We start from the raw sequence: 20333 nt of genomic DNA on the forward strand, positions 1-20333 counted from the left end.
TAAAATATTATTGAGCCTCAATCATGACGCTTTTGCCTTTACCAAACCTTTTAACAGCGCGCGCTCGCTATAGCCGATTAAGCCAATATAGACCAGTAATAAGGTATTGGATAACCAAAAATTCATTTGAAAAGCACTGACGATTATCACACTAAACAGCATTAGCGTACCCAAAAAGAAAACGATTTTTTTGGTTTGGTAAGGTATTGGATAAAAATGCTGTCCAAGCGCGTACGATACTATCATCATGAGGAAATAAACAAAAAGCGTCACCCACGCCGACACCATAAAGCCGTATTGTTTTAAAAACAGCATATGGAGCAAAATAGTCAATCCTGCCCCAAGCCACGAGATGGCTGAGCCAATCCCAGTACGGTCAGTTACCTTATACCAAGTTGATAGGTTGTAATAAATCCCAAAACATAGGTTTGCAATGACGATAATCGGTACGATATTAATCGCTGTCCAATAACTGGGGTCGGTGATAAATAACCGTTTAAGCCATGAAATATTGGCAATAATCCCAAGCGCCACCACCGATGCAAATAAAGCAAAGTACTCTGTCATCATGGCATAAGTATGTTTGGCATTGGCATGGTGCATTTGTTTGAATAAAAACGGCTCAATCCCCATCCGATACGCGGTCACAAACAAAGTCATTAACACCGCCAATTTATAGCAGCCACCGTATGCCCCCGCATCGCCTTTATCAATCATATAATATTGAATGATTTTATCGAAGTTTTCATTCACCATAAACGCCAACCCTGCCAGCATGACAGGATAAGAATAGCGAATCATACGTTTGAACAAGGCTTTATCAAAATGCCAGCGTACTTTTTTGATAATTGGAAACAGCATCATAAAAGTGGCGAGACTGGCAACTAAATTGGCAAAGAACGGATACGCCACTTGCTCGGTCAAACCGAAACTTTTGGCAGCCTCAATAGGCACAAAGCGAAATAGGGCAATAACCACCACAGTCTGTATCAAAATCGACACCACACGCACCACCGAATATTTCACAGGCTGGTTGTGATAACGTAGCCAAGCAAACGGAATGGTACAAATCGCATCAAAAAACGCAATCCAAGCAAACCAGCGCAAAAATTCAGGATGATTGCCATAATCCATCAGGATTGATAGCGGATTGCTAAAGAGCAACACCATGACCAAAAAACTGCCTGCCAACATGGCAATAAACCAAAACGCCGTGCTAAACACATTTTTTTCGGCGGCGCCTGTTTTATCTTCTCCTGAAAAGCGAAAATAAGATGTTTCAAAACCAAAAGTGAGCACAATATTGATAAAAGCAATCCAAGCATATAGGCTGGTAAAGATAGCAAAGGCTTCTTTATCAATGTAATTGATATACAACGGATTGAGTAAAAAGGTAATGACACGGGGTAAAATCGCACCGATACCATAGATAATGGTTTCACCTAACAGTCGTTTGATATTCACAGGCTATCCAAAGTTAATGTCGCTTGATGGGTTTTAAGGTTGGCTAATAATAAGGCTTTTGGCGTTGTAGCGCTAACAAAGCGTGTTGCACTTCTTGCACTTTTTTCTCGGTCAATAAATTGCTGATATTAATCCAAATCCAGTGAAAGCCATACCCGCCGTCCTGCATTTCAATTTTGGCATGCTCAATCGTCCAGTTTTGTACCAAAATGCGATACATAGCAACGGTAATACCCGTGCGATCTGAGCCGTGATAACAATGCACGAGCACCTTGTCGCCACGCGCTTGGTGCCACAAAATATCATACAAAATTTCAGCAAGTTGCTGCGGCTTAATCGCCCAAGTCATCAATGGGTGATTGATAAAGGTCAGCGGTAAGTTGGCTAAATTTTCTTCGTTATCATCGCGATCAAAAAATCGTAAATTGATAAGGGTATTGATGCCGTATTGCTGGATAATACCGATATCATCGGGCGTTAGCTGCTCACTACGAAACAGCTGCTCATCGATTTGATAAAGATTGGCATGTTGACACCGTAATTTTGCCCAAGTAGCGGGACGAAAATGCTGCGTAAATGGCATGTCATTGACCTAGTGGTATGATGAATTTATGCGACATAATAGCTTAAAGTGGACAAAAACGCACCGAAATTTACCTGTAAAAAAACCCAATCGATATTGGGTTTTTTGACGTAATTAACAGCAATTGTTAGCTAAAGAAGTTTCACGCTTAAACATCCAAGTAATCTAGGATACCTTTAGCGGCCTCACGACCTTCCCAAATCGCGGTTACCACCAAGTCTGAACCCCGCACCATATCGCCACCTGCGAAGATTTTTGGATTCTTAGTTTGGTACTTATAAGTTTGTAACTCAGGTGCAATCACCCGTCCGCTATTATCCATCTCAATGCCTTGGGTGGTAAACCAATCAGCAGGGCTAGTACGGAAACCAAATGCCATAATCACCGCATCGGCTGGCAAGATTTCTTCTGAATTGGGAATAGGCTCTGGGCTACGACGACCACGGTTATCAGGTTCGCCAAGTTTAGTGGTTACTACTTTAACACCGGTTACTTTACCGTTTAAACCGATAATTTCAATCGGCTGACGGTTAAATAAAAACTGTACGCCTTCTTCACGCGCGTTACGCACTTCACGGCGTGAGCCTGGCATATTCTCTTCATCACGGCGGTAGGCACAAGTCACAGAAGTTGCACCTTGGCGGATACTGGTACGGTTACAGTCCATCGCAGTATCACCACCGCCAAGGACGACCACTTTTTTACCTTGTAAGTCGATGTACTCTTGTGGGTTCGTTTCCCAACCTTGGCAGCGGTTGACGTTTGCGATTAAAAAATCTAACGCATCATACACGCCAGATAACTCTTCACCGGCATAACCGCCACGCATATAGGTATAGGTACCCATACCCATAAACACCGCGTCATACTCATTGAGTAATTCATCAATGGTAACATCTTTACCAATCTCGGTATTTAAACGAAATTCAATGCCCATGCTTTCGAACACTTCGCGGCGACGACGCATGACATTTTTTTCCATTTTAAATTCTGGAATACCAAAGGTCAGTAGTCCGCCAATTTCAGGGCGTTTGTCAAATACCACAGGTTTGACGCCATTACGAACCAATATGTCAGCACAGCCAAGACCCGCAGGACCTGCGCCAATCACCGCAACTTTTTTATCCGTCCAAGTCACACCGCTCATATCTGGACGCCAGCCTAGCGCAAACGCAGTATCGGTGATGTATTTTTCCACGTTCCCAATGGTGACCGCCCCAAAGCCGTCATTGAGGGTACAAGCCCCTTCACACAGACGGTCTTGAGGACATACTCGCCCACAGACTTCCGGCAACGTGTTAGTTTGGTGACATAAATCTGCCGCTTGGAAAATATGACCTTCGGTAGCCAGTTTTAGCCAGTTTGGAATGTAGTTGTGAACGGGACATTTCCATTCACAGTAAGGGTTACCACATTCAAGACAACGGTGCGCTTGGTCAGTTACGTTGTCTTGCTCAAATGGATAGTAAATCTCAACAAACTCGTGAGTACGGGTATTAATGTCTTTTTTTGAAGGGTCGACACGTGCGACGTCTAAAAACTGAAAATCGTTGTGTAATCGTTTTGCCATGCCCCAATGCTCCTAAAGCAATGCTCCTAAGTGAGTGGTATCCAGCGATTCACTGTATACCGACCTGCTTGACAGCGAACTTTTAAAATTTAAGTTAAAGGTAGAGCGCTGGTCACGCGCTACCTTTAGCAATCCAATATCATCAAATTATGCTACACAATCGCTTATTGTGGGTCTGCCATGGTCGTTTTTAGTAGCGAAGTAATGTTCGCGGCTTTTGGTTTGACCAAATAGAACTTACGAACATAATGCTCAAAGTCGTCAAGGATGGTTTGACCCCATTGGCTACCTGTTTTTGCTACGTGAGTTTTGATAATCGACATCAAGTTGATACGGTGATTTTCTGTTTGCTCACTTGAAATACGATGCATATCGATAAGCTCATGGTTACAACGGTCAAAGAAATCGCCATCTAAATCAAGTACGTAAGCAAAACCCCCTGTCATACCAGCACCGAAGTTGAGACCGGTTTTACCCAACACCGTCACCACACCGCCCGTCATGTATTCACAGCAGTGGTCACCGGTACCTTCAACCACCGCAAAACAACCTGAATTACGCACCGCAAAACGTTCACCTGCAGTACCTGCTGCATATAGATGACCACTTGTGGCACCATACAAACAGGTGTTACCGATGATAGCGGTTTGCTGGCTAGCAAACGTCGAGCCTTTTGGTGGGTAAATCACGATTTCACCCCCTGCCATGCCTTTACCTACGTAGTCGTTGGCATCCCCCTCAAGCTTAATGTTTAAACCGCCTGCATTCCACACACCTAAACTTTGACCCGCGGTGCCGGTTAAGTGCAAGTTGATTGGCGCGCTTGCCATACCATTGTTGCCATGCAGCGCAGCAATCTCCCCTGAGATACGCGCACCGATGGAACGGTCACAGTTGCCAATACGATAGCTAAAGTCACCACCTTTGGCTGATTTGATGGTCTCCATCATATCGATAACCATTTGCTCAGCAAGCAAGCCTTTGTCAAATGGCTCATTGCGCTCAACTTGGCAAGTTTGTGGTTTGCCATCGCCTTTGCTATGGGTAAATAATAGCGGCGCTAAGTTTAGGTGTTGTTGCTTGTTGGTAGTGCCTGACATGGCTGATAGCAAGTCGGTGCGACCCACAAGCTCTTCCATTGAACGCACGCCCAATGCCGCTAACCACTCGCGGGTTTCTTGTGCCACAAATCTAAAGAAATTAATCAGCATCTCTGCTTCACCGATGAAATGCTCATCGCGCAGTTCTGATTTTTGCGTTGCCACGCCCGTTGGGCAGTTATTTAGGTGACAGATACGCAGGTATTTACAGCCCACGGCAATCATCGGCGTGGTACCAAAACCGAAGCTTTCCGCTCCCAGTATTGCTGCTTTTACTACGTCTAAACCCGTTTTTAAACCACCATCTGTTTGCACGCGTACTTTATGACGTAACCCGTTGACACGAAGCGATTGGTGCGCTTCAGATAAGCCCAATTCCCAAGGCGAGCCTGCATAGTGAATTGACGACAAGGGTGACGCTGCGGTACCACCATCATACCCTGAAATGGTAATCAAATCGGCATACGCTTTTGCCACACCCGTTGCAATGGTACCTACGCCTGGGCGCGACACCAATTTGACTGACACAAGCGCGTTTGGATTGACTTGTTTTAAGTCAAAAATTAGCTGCGCCAAGTCTTCAATCGAATAAATATCATGATGTGGCGGTGGTGAAATCAAGGTCACACCTGGCACTGAGTAACGCAAACGCGCAATTAAGCTATTTACTTTACCACCCGGCAACTGACCGCCTTCACCGGGTTTTGCCCCCTGCGCGATTTTAATCTGCATCACTTCTGCAGAACGCAAGTAAGCCGGTGTGACCCCGAAACGACCTGAGGCGACTTGTTTGATTTTTGAGTTACGAATCGTGCCATAACGTGTGGGATCTTCACCGCCCTCACCCGAGTTTGAACGTCCGCCAATCGTGTTCATCGCGGTTGCAATCGCCTCGTGTGCCTCTGGCGACAAGGCGCCTAATGACATACCTGCTGAGTCAAAGCGTTTTAGGATTTGTTCAATAGGCTCAACGTCATCAACACTGATGGATTGACTGGTATCTAACTGCAGCAAATCACGTAACGTCGCGACAGGGCGGCTGTTGACAATCGACGCATATTCTTTGTAGTTGTCGTAGTCACCCGTGCGTACCGCTTTATGTAGCGCTTGAATCACATCTGGGTTGAAGGCGTGGTATTCTTTGTTAAAGACAAATTTTAACAAACCGCCTTGGTCAAGCGGTACACGTTTGGTAAAGGCATTGTTTGCCAAGATTTGTTGGTCAATCGCCAAATCGTCAAACGTGGCACCTGAGATACGGCTTTCAACCCCAGTAAAGCAAAGCTCAACCACTTCTTCTGACAAACCCACGGCTTCAAACAATTGCGCGCCGCGGTAAGAAGAGACGGTGGAAATACCCATTTTTGATAGGATTTTTAATAAGCCTTTATCCAAGCTTTTGCGGAAGTTATTTTTGGCGTAAAGCGGATCACCAAGCAAGTCGCCTTTATCGACCAAGTCTGCAATCACATTGTAAGCCAAGTATGGATAAACCGCGGTAGCACCAAACCCTAACAAGACCGCTAATTGGTGAGAATCACGTACCAAACCTGTTTCGATGATTAAGTTGGCATCTGCGCGTAAACCTACATTAATCAGGTGATGATGCACCGCACCTGTCACCATAATAGCATTGGCAGGTACTTTACTTTTTTCAATATTGCGGTCAGATAATACAATCAATACTTTACCTGCGCGTACCGCTTGAGCAGCTTGCTCACAGATGTGTTTGATGGCATCTTCTAATGGCATTGATTCATCATAATTTAAATCAATGGTTTCAATTTCAAAACCTGGTTTTGTGACGCTGCGCAGTTGCATCATTTTGCTCGATGACAACACAGGCGATGACAACACGATACGGTTGGCATGGTCTGGCGTGGGTTCAAAAATATTCTTTTCGCTACCCAAACAAGTTTCCAATGACATCACAATCGCTTCGCGCAGAGGATCGATTGGTGGGTTGGTAACCTGAGCGAATTGTTGACGGAAGAAATCAGCCACGTGACGAACTTGTTTTGACAGTACCGCCATCGGGGTATCATCCCCCATTGAGCCAACGGCTTCTTGACCGTTTTCGGCTGAAGGACGGATGATTTCTGTGCGTTCTTCATTGGTGATATGAAACATTTTTTGCAGTGCTAACAGGTTCTCGCCTGTTTCACGTTGCTCGTAAGCTTTTTCTTCTAGCTGTTCATCATCCCGTAGACGTACCGCATTTTCCCGTAACCATAGGCGATATGGGTGGGCTTTTTTCAGCTGACGACCCACTGCTTTGGTGTCCATGATGTTACCAGTTTCAGTGTCAATTACTAGCATTTGCCCCGGTCCGACGCGACCTTTAGCAATCACGTCTTCAGGTTGATAATCCCAAGTGCCGATTTCTGAAGCCACGGTGATATAGCCATTTTTGGTAGTCACCCAACGTGAGGGACGCAAACCATTGCGGTCAAGCATACAAACCGCATAGCGACCATCTTGGATCACTAGACCGGCTGGACCATCCCACGCTTCCATGTGCTGTGAGTAAAACTCATAAAACGCGCGTAAATCCATGTCCATCGTGTCAACATTTTGCCATGCTGGCGGCACAAGGATAGAAAGCGCACGGAATAAATCCATGCCCCCTGACACCAGTACTTCAAGCATATTGTCTAAGCTTGATGAGTCAGAGCCGACACGGTTGACTAGTGGCTGTAATTCTTGCAGCTCTGGAATCAAATCGGTGACAAATTTTGGCGTACGAGCGACCGCCCAGTCACGGTTACCATCAATCGTGTTTAATTCACCATTGTGGGCAAGATAGCGAAAAGGCTGTGCCAGTGGCCATCTTGGTAGGGTATTGGTTGAGAAACGTTGGTGGAATACCACAATGTGTGACGCCAAACGTTCGTCTTGCAAATCCAAGAAGAACGCGGGTAAATCGGCAGGCATAACCAAGCCTTTATAGATAACCACTTGTGAGGTCAATGAAGTCACATAAAATAACGGATCATCTTTCAGTTCGATTTCTGCTTTGCGGCGTGCAACGAATAATTTACGGTTAAAGGTTGCCTCGTCCATATTGATTGGGCAATTGACTAAAATTTGTTTAAAGCCCGGGAGTGATTCACGGGCAATGTCACCGACGATACTTAAATCAACCGGCACATCACGCCAGCCAGCGACTAGCAAACCTTGTGCTTCAATCGCTTGGCTTAGTGTATCTTGGCTATGCTGTGCTAATGCTTTGTCGAGGTTAACAAATACCGTGCCGACGGCAAAAATTTCGTTTAGGGTAAAGCCATTGTCTGATGCGATTTTTTTAAAGAATACCTTGGGCGTCGCAATCAATAGACCACAACCATCGCCTGTCTTACCATCGGCTGCCACGCCACCGCGGTGGGTCATACAGCTTAAACTATGAATCGCTGTTTGCACTAAGTCATGACTAGCTTCACCATGGGTATGCGCAATCAAACCAAACCCACAGTTGTCTTTGAACACATCGGGTTGGTAAAGATTATGCTGATCTGAATACTGATTTGAAGACATAAGCGTGTTCCCTTAACAAGCTGGTAGCAAAGAAATGGGCATACTATAAATATGTGCAATGTTTGCTATTGAATCATAAAAGATTGGAATAGATAACTGTCATGTTTGTTATCTATATGTACCATAAGAAATCAAAATGATACCCTTCGTTATATTAACGAAAAAGGGTAAAAAAATCCACTGTTATTTGAATTCCAAAACTAACCAACCCGTCTAAAGTCACTAGTTAGCTTGGGACTTCTGCTTGATTAACTCGCCCATGCTATCCTTTGAGGCATCTTTGGATTTTGGCTTTTCTTCAGACGGCTTGTTGTGGGTTTGTTTGGATTTAACGTCAGCATTATCGTTCTTGCTATTGATAACTTTTGGTTCTGAACGAGTAGTATTTGAGTCGTTACTGTTGCTTTCAGCAATCACTTTACCTTCCTGAATAGAAAGGGTCTCTTGCGGATTGGCTGACTTTTCAATGCTAGTTTTTGGTGCTACGCGTTTTGGTTCTGCTGCTGTGGAAGTCGCAGCTTGTGGTTGTCGTTCAACTTTAGCTTTTGGTGCGGGCAATAATTTTGGTGTGGCGTTTAGCTTGACTTCCCGCGCGGCTGTCTTACCGACATCACGAAGTGGCGGCGCGACTTCATACTCATCCATTTGTGGGGCATACATTTTAAATTCTTCAGGAAATGCCTTAACTTCTTTTGGTAAATTAAAATTCACTACTTTAGCTGCGCCAACCGCTTCTTGTACTGAGCCAAATACGCCATAAGTGACCACAAAGCGTTTTTGGTTATGGGCATCGACGATACGAAAATAATTAAATTTATCACGATCGTCACGGCTATTTAGGTAATCGGTGACCACTTCGTGCTCCACCACGTTCATGACTTGAACTGTCCATTTCCCGTTATTGGCCTTGATAAAGCGACTGTCCTTAAATTCTTTGGGATAGTTGCGCATATCACGAATCACGGCATCAAATTTGATGGGCCTAACCTCGGTATTAAGCTCTTCAGGTGTTTTGGCCAATAGGAGCGCGGTGGGATCTTGATTTTGATTGGCATTACTCGCCGCTTTCACCGCACTTTTGGCAGGCTTTACCGCAGAGGCAATCCACACCACGACCGTCAAGCCCCCTGCAATCGCCGCTAAAATCAGCCAAGTGGTCACTTTAAATGCCCATGAACGATACAGCGTAGATAAAGAATGCACCATAAAACAACCTTCTGTCTGAGGTAAGGTTAACGCCCGATATGACGCTTTAACCCATCTATAAAATTTATATCAATTAGGTTTGTCAGTCAAAGCCAGCACGTCTGTTAGTAACGCTGGATCATACGCTGACGTTAATACCGCTTGTCCCAATTGTTCTAGTAATACTAGACGAATTTTGCCGGATTTGACTTTTTTATCATGACCCATCAAATCCAGCGCCGTATTGACCTCGATGGCTGGCGGATGGGTGGGTAAATCAGCACGGGCGATTAAAGAGCTAGCTCTGTCAACATCATCCGCGCTAAGCCACCCTTGTTTTTGTGACAACTGCATCGCCTGAATCATGCCTACCGCGACTGCTTCACCATGCAGCCAATTGCCATAACCTTCATGCGTTTCAATCACATGCCCAAAGGTATGACCAAAATTAAGCAGCGCACGCGTATTGGCTTCAAACTCATCTTGCGCCACAATATCCGCTTTATGCTGGCAAGAAATCAGTACGGCTTGGGCTAACAAATTCAAATCGAGCGTGCGTAACGACGTTATATGGGTTTCAAGCCAAGCCAAAAACGCCACATCGCCGATTAACGCGTATTTAATGACTTCTGCTAACCCTGCTGATAGTTCACGCGGTGGCAAGGTTTTTAAGGTGGTCATATCTGCCAAAACAAGACGCGGCTGCCAAAACGCGCCAATCATATTTTTGCCCAAGCGATGATTGATGCCTGTTTTACCGCCGACGCTAGAATCCACTTGCGATAACAACGTTGTGGGAATTTGGATAAAATTCACACCGCGCATAAAACTTGCTGCCGCAAAACCCACCATATCACCAATGACGCCACCACCAAGGGCAATCAGCGTACAGTCACGGTTAAAGTGATTTTCCATCAACTGATCATAAATTCTATCAATGCTTTGCTGGGTTTTATACTGCTCACCATCAGGTAAAATACAAGTCTTAATGAGTTTATCGGCAGGCAGACGTGCAACGAGTTTATCAAGATATAAAGGTGCAACTGTCTCATTGGTGACAACCAATATTTGTTTGCCACCAATATAGTCAGCAAAATCAAAGGTTTCGATGAGATTTTCCCCGATAAAAATGGGATAGTCGTGTGAACGTGTATGGACAATTAACTCACGGCGCATGGCAGTACTCATATCAATGTTATCTTTTTGGCATCTAGTAGGTTGTCATCAATTAGCTTGTCATACCTATAGTGCTACATTTAGACGGTTATATTGGTGTCTTGCAATTGCAGCAAAATGTCATGCACCATTTTTTTTGGGGAACTGTGACCCGTAACAACGGTGATATCGGCAAGCTGCTGATAAATTGGGTCACGTTTACAAAACAGTTCGGTTAACTTTTGCTTAGGATTGTCTATTTGTAATAACGGACGGTTGCGGTCACGACAAGTGCGTTCATACTGAATGTCAACTTCTGCCCGCAAATAAATGATTATACCACGTTTTAAAAAATGGTGATTTTCAGCGATCGTTACTGCCCCACCGCCTGTGGCTAGTACGACATGATCCAGCTGGGTTAGTTTATCAAGTACACGTGTTTCGCGTTGGCGAAACCCTACTTCACCCTCTTTTTCAAAAATCCAGCTAATACTCGCGCCCGAGACGCGTTCTATTTCCTGATCACTGTCATAAAACGTAAATCCAAGTTGCTGCGCCAACAGTTTACCAATTGTGGTCTTACCCGCACCCATCGGACCAATCAAAATAATTAACGGCTTAGGTTGATTACACTCCATAAAAAAACCACAAATCACTCTATAATATATTGAAAACATTATACTGTGATTTGTGGCAATGTGCTATAAGACTATTTTGTTATACAAAACGTCTGTTGGGTTGTCAATTAATTGATACTACCTGTGTCATTCACCAATTTTGGGGTCACAAAAATCAATAATTCTTGCTTGTTGTTGGTTTTTGAGGTGCGTTTAAAGAAGCGATCAACATAAGGTAAATCGCCTAAGAAAGGTATTTTAGTCACATCGTTACCTAAGGTATTTTTAAACACGCCACCGAGCACAACCGTTTGACCATCATCGACGACCACGTTGGTTTTAATCGAATCTTTAGAAACCGCTGTGGCCCCATTGACGATAGTTGGTGAACCATTTTCAATACTCAAATCCATGCCAATACGACCTTCAGGGGTGATATTAGGGGTCACTTCAAGACTCAATGCCGCTTCGACAAAGCTCGTTGAGGTCGCCCCACTGGCAGAGGCTTCTTGATAAGGGATTTGTGTGCCTGACATGATTCTGGCGGTTTGTTTGTCGGCGGTTAGCACTTTTGGACTGGAGATGACTTCACCCTTGTTATCCGCTTGCATGGCTGACAATTCTAAATCTAATAGTAAATCTGAAATGCTCAACAAGCCAAAGGCAATCGAGCCTGCGGCGTTGGTTGCCCCCAAATTGACACTGAGGTTATTAGCGGCAGTGATACCGCTATAGACTGGATAAGTGGTACCATCGGCATTTGTAGCCGTGGTATAAGTCTTAAGGCTATCAATGGTACTTAAATTACCACCCACCAACAGGTTACGATTACTTGCCGCGCCTTGTGATAAAATGCCCCATTTTACCCCAAGTTCTTTACTAAAGGTGTCTGTCGCACTCACAATGCGGGCTTCAATCATCACTTGTTTGACGGCGATATCGATTTTACTAATCAAATCACGGATGTTGCTGATGGTTTCAGCCGTATCTTTAACAATCAAGGTATTGGTTCTGGCATCGATTGTAACTGTACCTCTGTCTGTTAACAGTGAGGTATTGCTGCTCGAACGATCGGATGTTGCTCTGCCTGCTTCAATCAATGTTCGTACATTTTCTGCTTTGGCATAGTTGAGTCGGATATATTCGGTACGCAGGGGGTCTAATACTTTTTTCTCTTGTTGCGCTTTTAACTCATCGGCTTCTTGTTTTGCAAGTTCTGCCGCGGGTGCCACCCAAATTACATTACCATTAACCCGTTTATCCAAATTTTTACTTTTTAGGATAATATCTAAGGCTTGATCCCAAGGCACGTTAATCAGACGCAAGGTAATATTACCACTGACACTGTCACTGGCAACAATATTGGTATTGGTATGTTGTGCCAAAACTTCTAAAATCGTCCGCACGCTGACATCTTGAAACTCTAGTGATAAAGGCGCCCCACTATAGGTACGTTCTTCAAGGGTCGGCTCGCGCAGACGTTTGGGGGGATCGATATTGATATTTAGCTGATTACCTGTTTGAAAGGCTTTATAGTCATAATCGCCTGTCATGGCAACACGAATCACGCCATTGCGTCCTTGGTTGGTTGCGATAACATCACGCACCAAGCCATTACCTACGGTCATTTGTTTTTGTAGGCGACTTGGAATGGTAGCGCCTGTCAGACGAATGACCAACTCATCACCCATGCGCTGCACATCCACAGGGATACTGTCATTTACCAAATTGATGCTAATATTACCGCCGCCGTTCGAGGTGCCATTAAAATTAATCGCCGCTAGACCATCATAGTTATATTGTTGAACAACCGCGGCAGCAGGATTTAATAAAGGATTGACTTTGACTACCATGGTATTGGCGGGTGGCGCGACTTTTGGTGTTTGGGTCACGACGGCAACAGGTGGCGGCGTTTGCACGACCACAGGTGGCGGCGTGACAATCACAGGGGCAGGAACAGGTTCAGTCACGACGACAGCAGGCGCTACTACTGCGGGCTGACTCACAACGACGGGGGTAGTCACCACAGGTGTAACGATTGCGGGATTGGTAGCTACAGTGGTTACTGCAGGGGTGCTTCCCTTCGGCTGCATGGAGACAACAAGGCGATTATTGACCACACGCGTACTATAAGTCGCTTGATTTGACAGTTCAATAATCATACGTGTCATACTGTCATTGGTCAGCGTTGTGACATTGTTGACATAGCCTTTGTTATAAGTTTGCATCCGTGATGAAATTTGATTATTCACATTGGGAAAATCCAACACCAGTCGTGTGGGTGAAGCAAGCTCATAAGCTGTCGGCGTCACAGCACTGTTAGCGAAGTCGACATTGAGTTCTGTTAGCACAGCGCTCGGCGTGGTAACCGAGATATTTCTAATCGTATCAGCTGCAAACACACTGCTAGATACTAACATCGCACTCATCGCTACCGCAAGCTTAGACGTTGAAGTTCGAAATGGATAGGCATTAAAATTCATTGAATTATCCCTTTGTTTTATTGACTAACTGCGGCAACAATTGAGTTTGCTTTTTCGACATAGCCGACACGACTGTCTGGTATGATTTCAATTAAGTTAATTTGGGTTGGGGTAATCTCTGCAATACGCCCCTCATTTTTACCCATATAATTACCCACTTTGACACTGGCAATCCCCCCATCTGGGCGTTGCACAAGACCATACACCTCGCCAGATGATGACACCATCGTACCTTTATAGGTAAGCTCATTCAACTCAAATTGTTCAAGTGGCTCTTTGAGTCGGGACACATCCGGTCTCACCCCTTTCATTTGCTGTACTTGATTGGCTTGCAGCATTAAACTGGGCGGCATAAATGGACTACGCAGCGGTGAAGCGCTATAATTAAACTCCTGTACCACTTCGGGTGTCGGTGGTGGCTTTACCGGTTGCGCAGGCTGGTTACGGATGTCCTGCATTTGTTGCTCTGCCAAACCCACACGGTCGGTACAGCCAGATAACAGGGCTAATAGGGCTAATAGGGCTAAGCAAATAGAGAGCGGTTTTTTATTAATTGCCATTATTCGCTTCCTTATTGTCAGGTCCCGCTGAATTTTTTTGATTATCTTTTTGTGCCTTCTTTAATTCTTCTTCATTTAGCTCTTTTGAACGATAAGTTTTAACGTTCAAAACAAGATTGGTTTCTGGTAGCTTGTCTAGGCTAGGACTAGGGTTGGTGACCTCAAAGTCATGCAGGGTAATAATCCGAGGTAGTTTAGCTAGACCACTAATGAATGAGCCAAATTGGTGATAATCTCCTAAAGCGGCAATACGAATTGGCTGCTCAATAAAGAACTCTTGGGAGACTTCGGGTTCAACTTTGATATCCTGAAATTTAATGTTACTGCCCACACCAACCATATTAATGCCATCCACCAAGTCAGAAATACGGGTGTCTTTGGGTAATTGATTGAGCAGTTCTTTAAAATCAGACTGCATTTTTGATACTTGCGCTTGATATTCTTTTAGATGACGTGCTTTGGATTCTTTTTGGCGATATTCATCTAACAAGGTTTGCTGCTCGGCTTCGGCAGCGGCAATCTCATCACGTTTGGTACTAATAGGTAGAAACCAAGTTAAAAAGGCGATAACAGCAACCATAAATAGCAATACGGTAACCTTAACAGGCACAGGCCAGCTACCATAATTATTTTGGTCTAGGGATTTAAAGCTTTCGGTAAAGGCTTTAACATCAAACGATTTTTTTGCGGTAATGTGAACGGGTTTTTTGACGAGTTTCGGTCTTTTTAGCGGATTGGTTAATTTCACCGTTATTTCTCCTTACTCGCACTTGCCGCAACGCCACTTGCAGCGGTGGCACTGGCGATGTCGGTTTGCTTAACCATGGTTGTTACCACAAAAGTCACGTAATTGGCTTCTGGTAATGTTGCGCTGGTACTGCTAGCACTGATGTTACCAGCAGCAGGTGCGGGTGTGGGTGCTTGATAAGCCACCGCATTGGGCTGCTGTATACTGACCACAGCCGATTTTTCTAACCACTGCGTCCCATCAAGACTGCGCATAAATGTTGAAATCACATTCGGGTTGTCGGCTTGACCGGTAAAGGTGATGGTATCAGCTTCACGCTTCATACTGGTTAAATACATTTGTGCGGGGATAATTCTGGCAATATCTTCCCAAATACGGACAGGGACAGGGCGACGGCCTTGCAAGTCTTGAATCACTTTCATACGCGCGATGATATCATCACGCTGCTGCTCGAGGGTTTGGATTTCTTTTAACGCCTTGTCTAAATTAGCGTTTTCTTGTTTGATGCGCTCATTAGCAAGCTGCTGGTTTTCTAGGGTGTTTTTATAGTAACTCCATGCCGCAAAGGCACCAAGTAGTGATAATAATAATACCGCAACCACTAAAGTCATAAACTCACGGTTTCTTTGTTCACGAAGTTCTTGACGCCAAGGAAGTAAGTTAATCTTTGCCATTAATCAAAACTCCGTAACGCCAAGCCACAAGCTGCTATTAAGCTTGGCGCGTCCATAATCAGTAATTCAGTGTTGATATGGTTATTAATCGTCATATTTGAAAATGCATTGGCAATACCTGTGCGGGTACCAAGTTTTTGTTCAACCATGTTCGCTAGACCCGCAATGCTGGCACTACCACCACCCAACAAAATATAGTCTACTTGGCTATTTTGGCTGGATGAAAAATAAAACTGCAGCGAGCGGGTAATTTGCTGCACAATGGCATCTAAAAATGGCAGTAACACATCCGTATAGTAATCATCTGGCAATGACAGGGTGCGCTTATTAATCATCGCCTCCTCGAACGTCAAACCATAACGATTTTGAATACTTTCAGTTAACTGGGCACCGCCAAAAAGCTGTTCACGGCTGTATACAAACTCCCCGTCCTTTGCAATATAAAGCGTGGTTTGGCTGTGCCCGATATCAATAAGGGCTATATGCTGAGGTTGACCTGGCAAGCTATCGACCATCAATTGAAAGGCGCGTTCAACTGCGTAAGACTCCACATCCACAATTTTAGTATCCAGCCCCGCCAAAGCACCCGCGTCGACACGTTGGTCAACGTTTTCAGTGCGAGAGGCAACTAACAATACCTTACACATATCAGGCGTAGCTGAAGGGCCAATCACTTCAAAATCTAAATTAACTTCTGATAAAGGATAGGGAATATATTGGTCAGCATCTAGACGTATAAGGGATTCTCGTTCAAGCTCTGTGAGATCCGCTTCCATCTCAATGATTTTGCTAATAACCGAAGAGCCTGCTACGGCTGTCGCAATATTTTTGCTGGAAAAACCTCTGCTACGAGATAATCTTGCGAGGGCGTCACTGACCGCTTCAATATCTACAATATTTTTATCAACAACAGCACCGCGGGGTAACGGTTCAATGCCGTAATTTCTTAAATGAAATAGACCTTGCTGCCGTGTTATTTCAACCATTTTGATCGCAGTGGTGGTGATATCTACCCCAACGACTAGCTTGTTGTTTTTTGTAAATAACCTCACAAGTATGTTCCTTGTATACTAAGTTCAGTAACGTGATTTTTACTACGCTACAATACTTTAGAAATTTATTTGATTCAACCTTTAGTTATGACTAATTTATTAGCTGGTTTAAAAACAAGCGAAAAGCAAAATAGATTTTTCACAGAACTCAAATTTTTTTAGGTATAATAAAGCTTTATTTTGCTTTGAGCTAATGACTTTATGACCCAGTCGACTGCTGCTACCTTTACTTGGATGAAATTTTTACTCAATCTTTTGGTTGCAATTTTAGCGTTTCTTTTTATTTTGGTATTAGCTTTCCCCATCGGTTTTTATGGTATGGCGATGTATATATCACCTAGCCTACCAAGCTTAGATGACCTTAAAAAAGCCAAGCTATCAATGCCACTACAAATCTATACCGAGGATAACCAATTAATTGGTCAATACGGTAATGATATGTCTCTGCCAGTGAGTTATGAGCAAATTCCCAAAAATATGGTGAATGCTTTTTTAGCAGCCGAAGATTCGTCATTTTTTCAGCACAGTGGTATCAGTATTAAGGGTATCGGGCGCGCACTGACCGAAGCGGTGAGCGACGACGATAGCCAGACAGGTGGGTCGACGATTACCCAACAGGTTGCCAAAAATTATTTTTTATCCTCCGAACGTACCCTTAATCGTAAATTAACGGAGTTATTTTTAGCCCGTAAAATTGAAGAAAAGCTGTCTAAACAAGACATCATGACCTTATATGTTAATAAAATCTATTTGGGTCAAGGTGCGTATGGGATTAAAGCTGCCGCTAAGCAATATTATAGTAAATCATTAAATAACCTAACCATTGCAGAAATGGCAATGATTGCCGGTCTGCCAAAAGCGCCATCAAAATACAATCCTGTTGCCAACCCTGAGCGCGCCTTAGAGCGGCGTAACTGGATTTTGGGTCAGATGCTTAAAAATGGCGCGATTAGCCAAGCGCAACACGACGAAGCGGTTGCCGCACCCATTGGACTGCGCCTATACCAAGCAAAGCTTGATAAAAACTTACCGTATTTGGCGGAAATGACCCGTGCCTCATTGGTGGAGCAATATGGCGAAGCTGTCATCAATTCGGGCTGGCGTGTGAAACTTACCATTAATAGTGAAGCACAAGAAATTGCAGAAAACGCCATTAAACGCGGTCTATTTGCCTATGATCGCCGCCACGGTTGGCGTGGCGCCCCTGCTAATACAAAAGATAAAGAAAAACTTGGCAAGCTTGCCAATTTCCCGGTTATCCATTCTTTTTATCCGGTTGAAGTCACCAAAGTCTATCCTGGCAATGGCTTTGATGCGGTTATGAAAGACGGTACCCAGATTAAAGTGCCTTGGTCAAACATGCGCTGGGCGACGCTGCACTATCGCAATCCCAACTCAGCATTTATCTCCAACAACATCGTCAACCTGCATGATATTGTGTATGTCACATCAAATGCTGACAACACCAGCTGGAGCTTGGTGCAAATTCCAGCCGTTGAAGGTAGCCTAGTATCGGTCAATCCAGAAACTGGCGCGTTACTTGCGGTCGTTGGTGGCTTTGATTTTAATAAAAGTAAATTTAACCGCGCGATTCAAGGTTATCGCCAACCAGGCTCAACTATCAAGCCATTAGTCTATACCACTGCCCTAGAAAAAGGCTTTAGCCCAGATACCATGATATCTGATGATCCATTGACCGTCGGCTCATGGAAACCCAAGAACTCAGATGGTCGCAATTTGGGGATGATTCCACTGCGTAAAGGTTTATACCTATCACGTAACTTAGTATCGATTCGGGTACTACGTTCAGCGGGTATCTCTGATACGCGTGAGCTACTCAATGAATTTGGGTTGGAAAAAGAACGCATGCCAAACACCTTATCATTGGCACTCGGTTCTGGTGAAGCGACCCCATTACAGATGGCTACGGGCTATGCGACCTTTGCCAACGGCGGTCACCGTATTCAACCTTATTTTATTCAGCAAATTTTTGACTACAACGGTAAGCTGCAATACCAAGCCAATCCAAAACAAGCCTGTGCAGTATGTTTTAACAATGATTTACAGCAAACCAATGAAGATAACTTAACCGCCTTCCAAGAACAACAAACTGCTTTGTTAAGTGGCCAAAGTAAAGACACGCAAGCAGGCGATAAAGCGACTGAAAAATCTGATTTATTCAACGCAAACCCACTGGCTAAAACCAACGAACAAGACAGTTTAAACAAACAAGATAAGAAAAAACTTAGCAAAGAAGAAGCGGCATTAGAAGCCAGCACTCAGCAAATGCTAGCACGCCAAGCGTCCCTTGAAGCGCAACTATATGATGCCGGTCCCGACACTGATAAGCTAAAACCCATGCCTATTCAGTATATTCCAGCGCAGCAAGCGCCCCGTATTCTTTCTTCTAATGTGGCATTCCAAATGGCCAATATCTTACGTGATGTCATCCAGCGCGGTACTGCGATTAAGGCGCGGGCGCTAGGTCGCTCAGATTTGGGTGGCAAGACAGGTACTACCAATGATGCCAAAGATGCGTGGTTTGCTGGTATCCACCCTAGAATGGTGACGACAGTTTGGGTCGGTTTTGACCAACCGATCGGTATGGGTAAAAAAGAATTTGGTGGCGTGGCGGCGCTACCTATTTGGATGGATTTCACCTCTAAAATGCTCAAAGGTCAACCTGTGGAATGGGTATCAGTGAATAATCGCGCCAAATCCAAAAAACAAGAGCAGGAAACCATTGAGCTTACTGACAATGGTACTAGACGCGTCGATAGCAAGGGCAATGAAATCACCCGTGATGACAGTAAACCCCCGCAAGCGGTTACCCGAAAACGCCCTGAGGAACAAGCATCCGTGCCGATGCCCACGACGGGTAACAATATCAACTACGCTCAGTTAAATAGCAATAAACCACTAAACGAATGAGTCGTTAATAAAAAAGCTCGATTAATTATCGAGCTTTTTTATGGTCTTTGATAAGTATTAATGGGATAAGTAACAATGTGATAAATACCAAAATTGATTAAACGATTAAAACTCAATCATCCCTTCTCGCAAACTATCGATCGTATCCACCAAATCGCCACGCCATTGGCGAATCATATCGACTGAAATATTGGTACTTGATGGGCTTGCCATAACATCAATCACTGGCAGTTTAGCATTTTTGTTGCTTTCATCACTCTCATTTCCAAGATTCTGTGGCACAGGTTTATAGATAATCTGCTGCCATGCTTTTTCGATATCACCCAAATAATCATTAGCTAATAGTTGGTTTAACCGCATCACTTCAGGTGATACTTGGGTTTTAGCCTCCAACGCCTCACTAATTGATTGCAAACTCGGATTTAGCATAGTTAAATTATAATAGCGCGCTACTTCTTGTAAAAATGCCAAATAGCCGCCGTACAAATGCATGAGCGCACTTTCAATATGTGCTTCCTGTAATTGCCCTTTTGGCGTCTGTTCAGCTTGCTGACAATAAATTCGGCAAAAATACATTTTTTGATTAGTTCTATCTGCTTGATAACGTGCAACACGACCTGCCATATTGTTTCCTTAGACATTTGATACGGATATTTTGATGAAAAAAAAGGCCAGTT

14 protein-coding genes are annotated in these 20333 nt (G+C 44.2%); 1 reads left to right on the plus strand and 13 read right to left on the minus strand.

All coding sequences use genetic code 11. The features are described from left to right. Nucleotides 1-21: 21 nt before the first annotated feature. The 12 genes from RTL34_RS01850 to RTL34_RS01905 form a co-directional block, all read right to left on the minus strand. On the minus strand, nucleotides 22-1464 hold the full coding sequence (locus RTL34_RS01850) for a lipopolysaccharide biosynthesis protein (RefSeq protein ID WP_312114099.1): 1443 nt from the start codon (nucleotides 1462-1464) through the stop codon (nucleotides 22-24). Between the two features lie 43 nt (nucleotides 1465-1507). After that, entirely contained in the window at nucleotides 1508-2047 is a 540-nt protein-coding gene (locus RTL34_RS01855) for a tyrosine-protein phosphatase (protein ID WP_065253758.1), read from the minus strand. Nucleotides 2048-2195: 148 nt separating this feature from the next. Beyond that, entirely contained in the window at nucleotides 2196-3617 is a 1422-nt protein-coding gene (locus RTL34_RS01860; protein ID WP_312114113.1) for an FAD-dependent oxidoreductase, read from the minus strand. Between the two features lie 164 nt (nucleotides 3618-3781). After that, nucleotides 3782-8251 (minus strand): glutamate synthase large subunit, encoded by a 4470-nt coding sequence (gltB, locus tag RTL34_RS01865; protein WP_312114115.1) that lies wholly within the window; start codon nucleotides 8249-8251, stop codon nucleotides 3782-3784. Nucleotides 8252-8473: 222 nt separating this feature from the next. After that, nucleotides 8474-9457 carry a hypothetical protein gene (locus RTL34_RS01870; protein WP_312114117.1) on the minus strand — a complete coding sequence of 328 codons (984 nt, stop codon included), beginning with the start codon at nucleotides 9455-9457 and terminating at the stop codon, nucleotides 8474-8476. A gap of 69 nt (nucleotides 9458-9526) precedes the next feature. Continuing rightward, nucleotides 9527-10624 (minus strand): 3-dehydroquinate synthase, encoded by a 1098-nt coding sequence (gene aroB / locus RTL34_RS01875; protein ID WP_312114119.1) that lies wholly within the window; start codon nucleotides 10622-10624, stop codon nucleotides 9527-9529. Between the two features lie 68 nt (nucleotides 10625-10692). Then, nucleotides 10693-11229 carry a shikimate kinase gene (locus tag RTL34_RS01880; protein ID WP_312114121.1) on the minus strand — a complete coding sequence of 179 codons (537 nt, stop codon included), beginning with the start codon at nucleotides 11227-11229 and terminating at the stop codon, nucleotides 10693-10695. Nucleotides 11230-11336: 107 nt separating this feature from the next. Beyond that, nucleotides 11337-13691: a type IV pilus secretin PilQ gene (gene pilQ / locus RTL34_RS01885; protein WP_312114123.1), complete on the minus strand. Its 2355-nt coding sequence runs from the start codon at nucleotides 13689-13691 to the stop codon at nucleotides 11337-11339. 17 nt (nucleotides 13692-13708) lie between these two features. Then, nucleotides 13709-14251, minus strand: coding sequence for a pilus assembly protein PilP (locus RTL34_RS01890; RefSeq protein ID WP_201664569.1), 543 nt, complete (start codon nucleotides 14249-14251; stop codon nucleotides 13709-13711). Continuing rightward, a complete protein-coding gene (locus tag RTL34_RS01895; RefSeq protein ID WP_198510467.1) occupies nucleotides 14241-14999 on the minus strand; it encodes a type IV pilus inner membrane component PilO in 759 nt (252 codons plus the stop codon). Before RTL34_RS01895 ends, RTL34_RS01890 begins: the two co-directional genes overlap by 11 nt. A 2-nt stretch (nucleotides 15000-15001) precedes the next feature. Beyond that, nucleotides 15002-15673 carry a PilN domain-containing protein gene (locus tag RTL34_RS01900; RefSeq protein ID WP_209391456.1) on the minus strand — a complete coding sequence of 224 codons (672 nt, stop codon included), beginning with the start codon at nucleotides 15671-15673 and terminating at the stop codon, nucleotides 15002-15004. Next, nucleotides 15673-16725 (minus strand): pilus assembly protein PilM, encoded by a 1053-nt coding sequence (locus RTL34_RS01905; RefSeq protein ID WP_099807698.1) that lies wholly within the window; start codon nucleotides 16723-16725, stop codon nucleotides 15673-15675. Before RTL34_RS01905 ends, RTL34_RS01900 begins: the two co-directional genes overlap by 1 nt. Before the next feature lie 201 nt (nucleotides 16726-16926). Here RTL34_RS01905 and RTL34_RS01910 point away from each other — a divergent pair, with 201 nt between their 5' ends. Next, on the plus strand, nucleotides 16927-19656 hold the full coding sequence (locus RTL34_RS01910) for a penicillin-binding protein 1A (RefSeq protein ID WP_312114128.1): 2730 nt from the start codon (nucleotides 16927-16929) through the stop codon (nucleotides 19654-19656). A gap of 105 nt (nucleotides 19657-19761) precedes the next feature. Here the strand turns inward: RTL34_RS01910 and RTL34_RS01915 are convergent, their stop codons facing one another. Further along, a complete protein-coding gene (locus RTL34_RS01915) occupies nucleotides 19762-20280 on the minus strand; it encodes a DUF6586 family protein (RefSeq protein ID WP_312114129.1) in 519 nt (172 codons plus the stop codon). Nucleotides 20281-20333 lie beyond the last annotated feature (53 nt).

This window comes from Moraxella sp. CTOTU47915 (genome assembly GCF_031986685.1).
Classification (GTDB): Bacteria; Pseudomonadota; Gammaproteobacteria; order Pseudomonadales; family Moraxellaceae; genus Faucicola; species Faucicola tetraodonis.

Excerpts from the sequence above, each read along its gene's own strand:
- RTL34_RS01855 (WP_065253758.1), bottom strand. The coding sequence starts at position 2,047 with ATGCCATTTACGCAGCATTTTCGTCCCGCTACTTGGGCAAAATTACGG.
- RTL34_RS01860 (WP_312114113.1), bottom strand. The coding sequence starts at position 3,617 with ATGGCAAAACGATTACACAACGATTTTCAGTTTTTAGACGTCGCACGT.
- gltB (WP_312114115.1), bottom strand. The coding sequence starts at position 8,251 with ATGTCTTCAAATCAGTATTCAGATCAGCATAATCTTTACCAACCCGAT.
- RTL34_RS01870 (WP_312114117.1), bottom strand. The coding sequence starts at position 9,457 with ATGGTGCATTCTTTATCTACGCTGTATCGTTCATGGGCATTTAAAGTG.
- aroB (WP_312114119.1), bottom strand. The coding sequence starts at position 10,624 with ATGAGTACTGCCATGCGCCGTGAGTTAATTGTCCATACACGTTCACAC.
- RTL34_RS01880 (WP_312114121.1), bottom strand. The coding sequence starts at position 11,229 with ATGGAGTGTAATCAACCTAAGCCGTTAATTATTTTGATTGGTCCGATG.
- pilQ (WP_312114123.1), bottom strand. The coding sequence starts at position 13,691 with ATGAATTTTAATGCCTATCCATTTCGAACTTCAACGTCTAAGCTTGCG.
- RTL34_RS01890 (WP_201664569.1), bottom strand. The coding sequence starts at position 14,251 with ATGGCAATTAATAAAAAACCGCTCTCTATTTGCTTAGCCCTATTAGCC.
- RTL34_RS01900 (WP_209391456.1), bottom strand. The coding sequence starts at position 15,673 with ATGGCAAAGATTAACTTACTTCCTTGGCGTCAAGAACTTCGTGAACAA.
- RTL34_RS01910 (WP_312114128.1), top strand. The coding sequence starts at position 16,927 with ATGACCCAGTCGACTGCTGCTACCTTTACTTGGATGAAATTTTTACTC.
- RTL34_RS01915 (WP_312114129.1), bottom strand. The coding sequence starts at position 20,280 with ATGGCAGGTCGTGTTGCACGTTATCAAGCAGATAGAACTAATCAAAAA.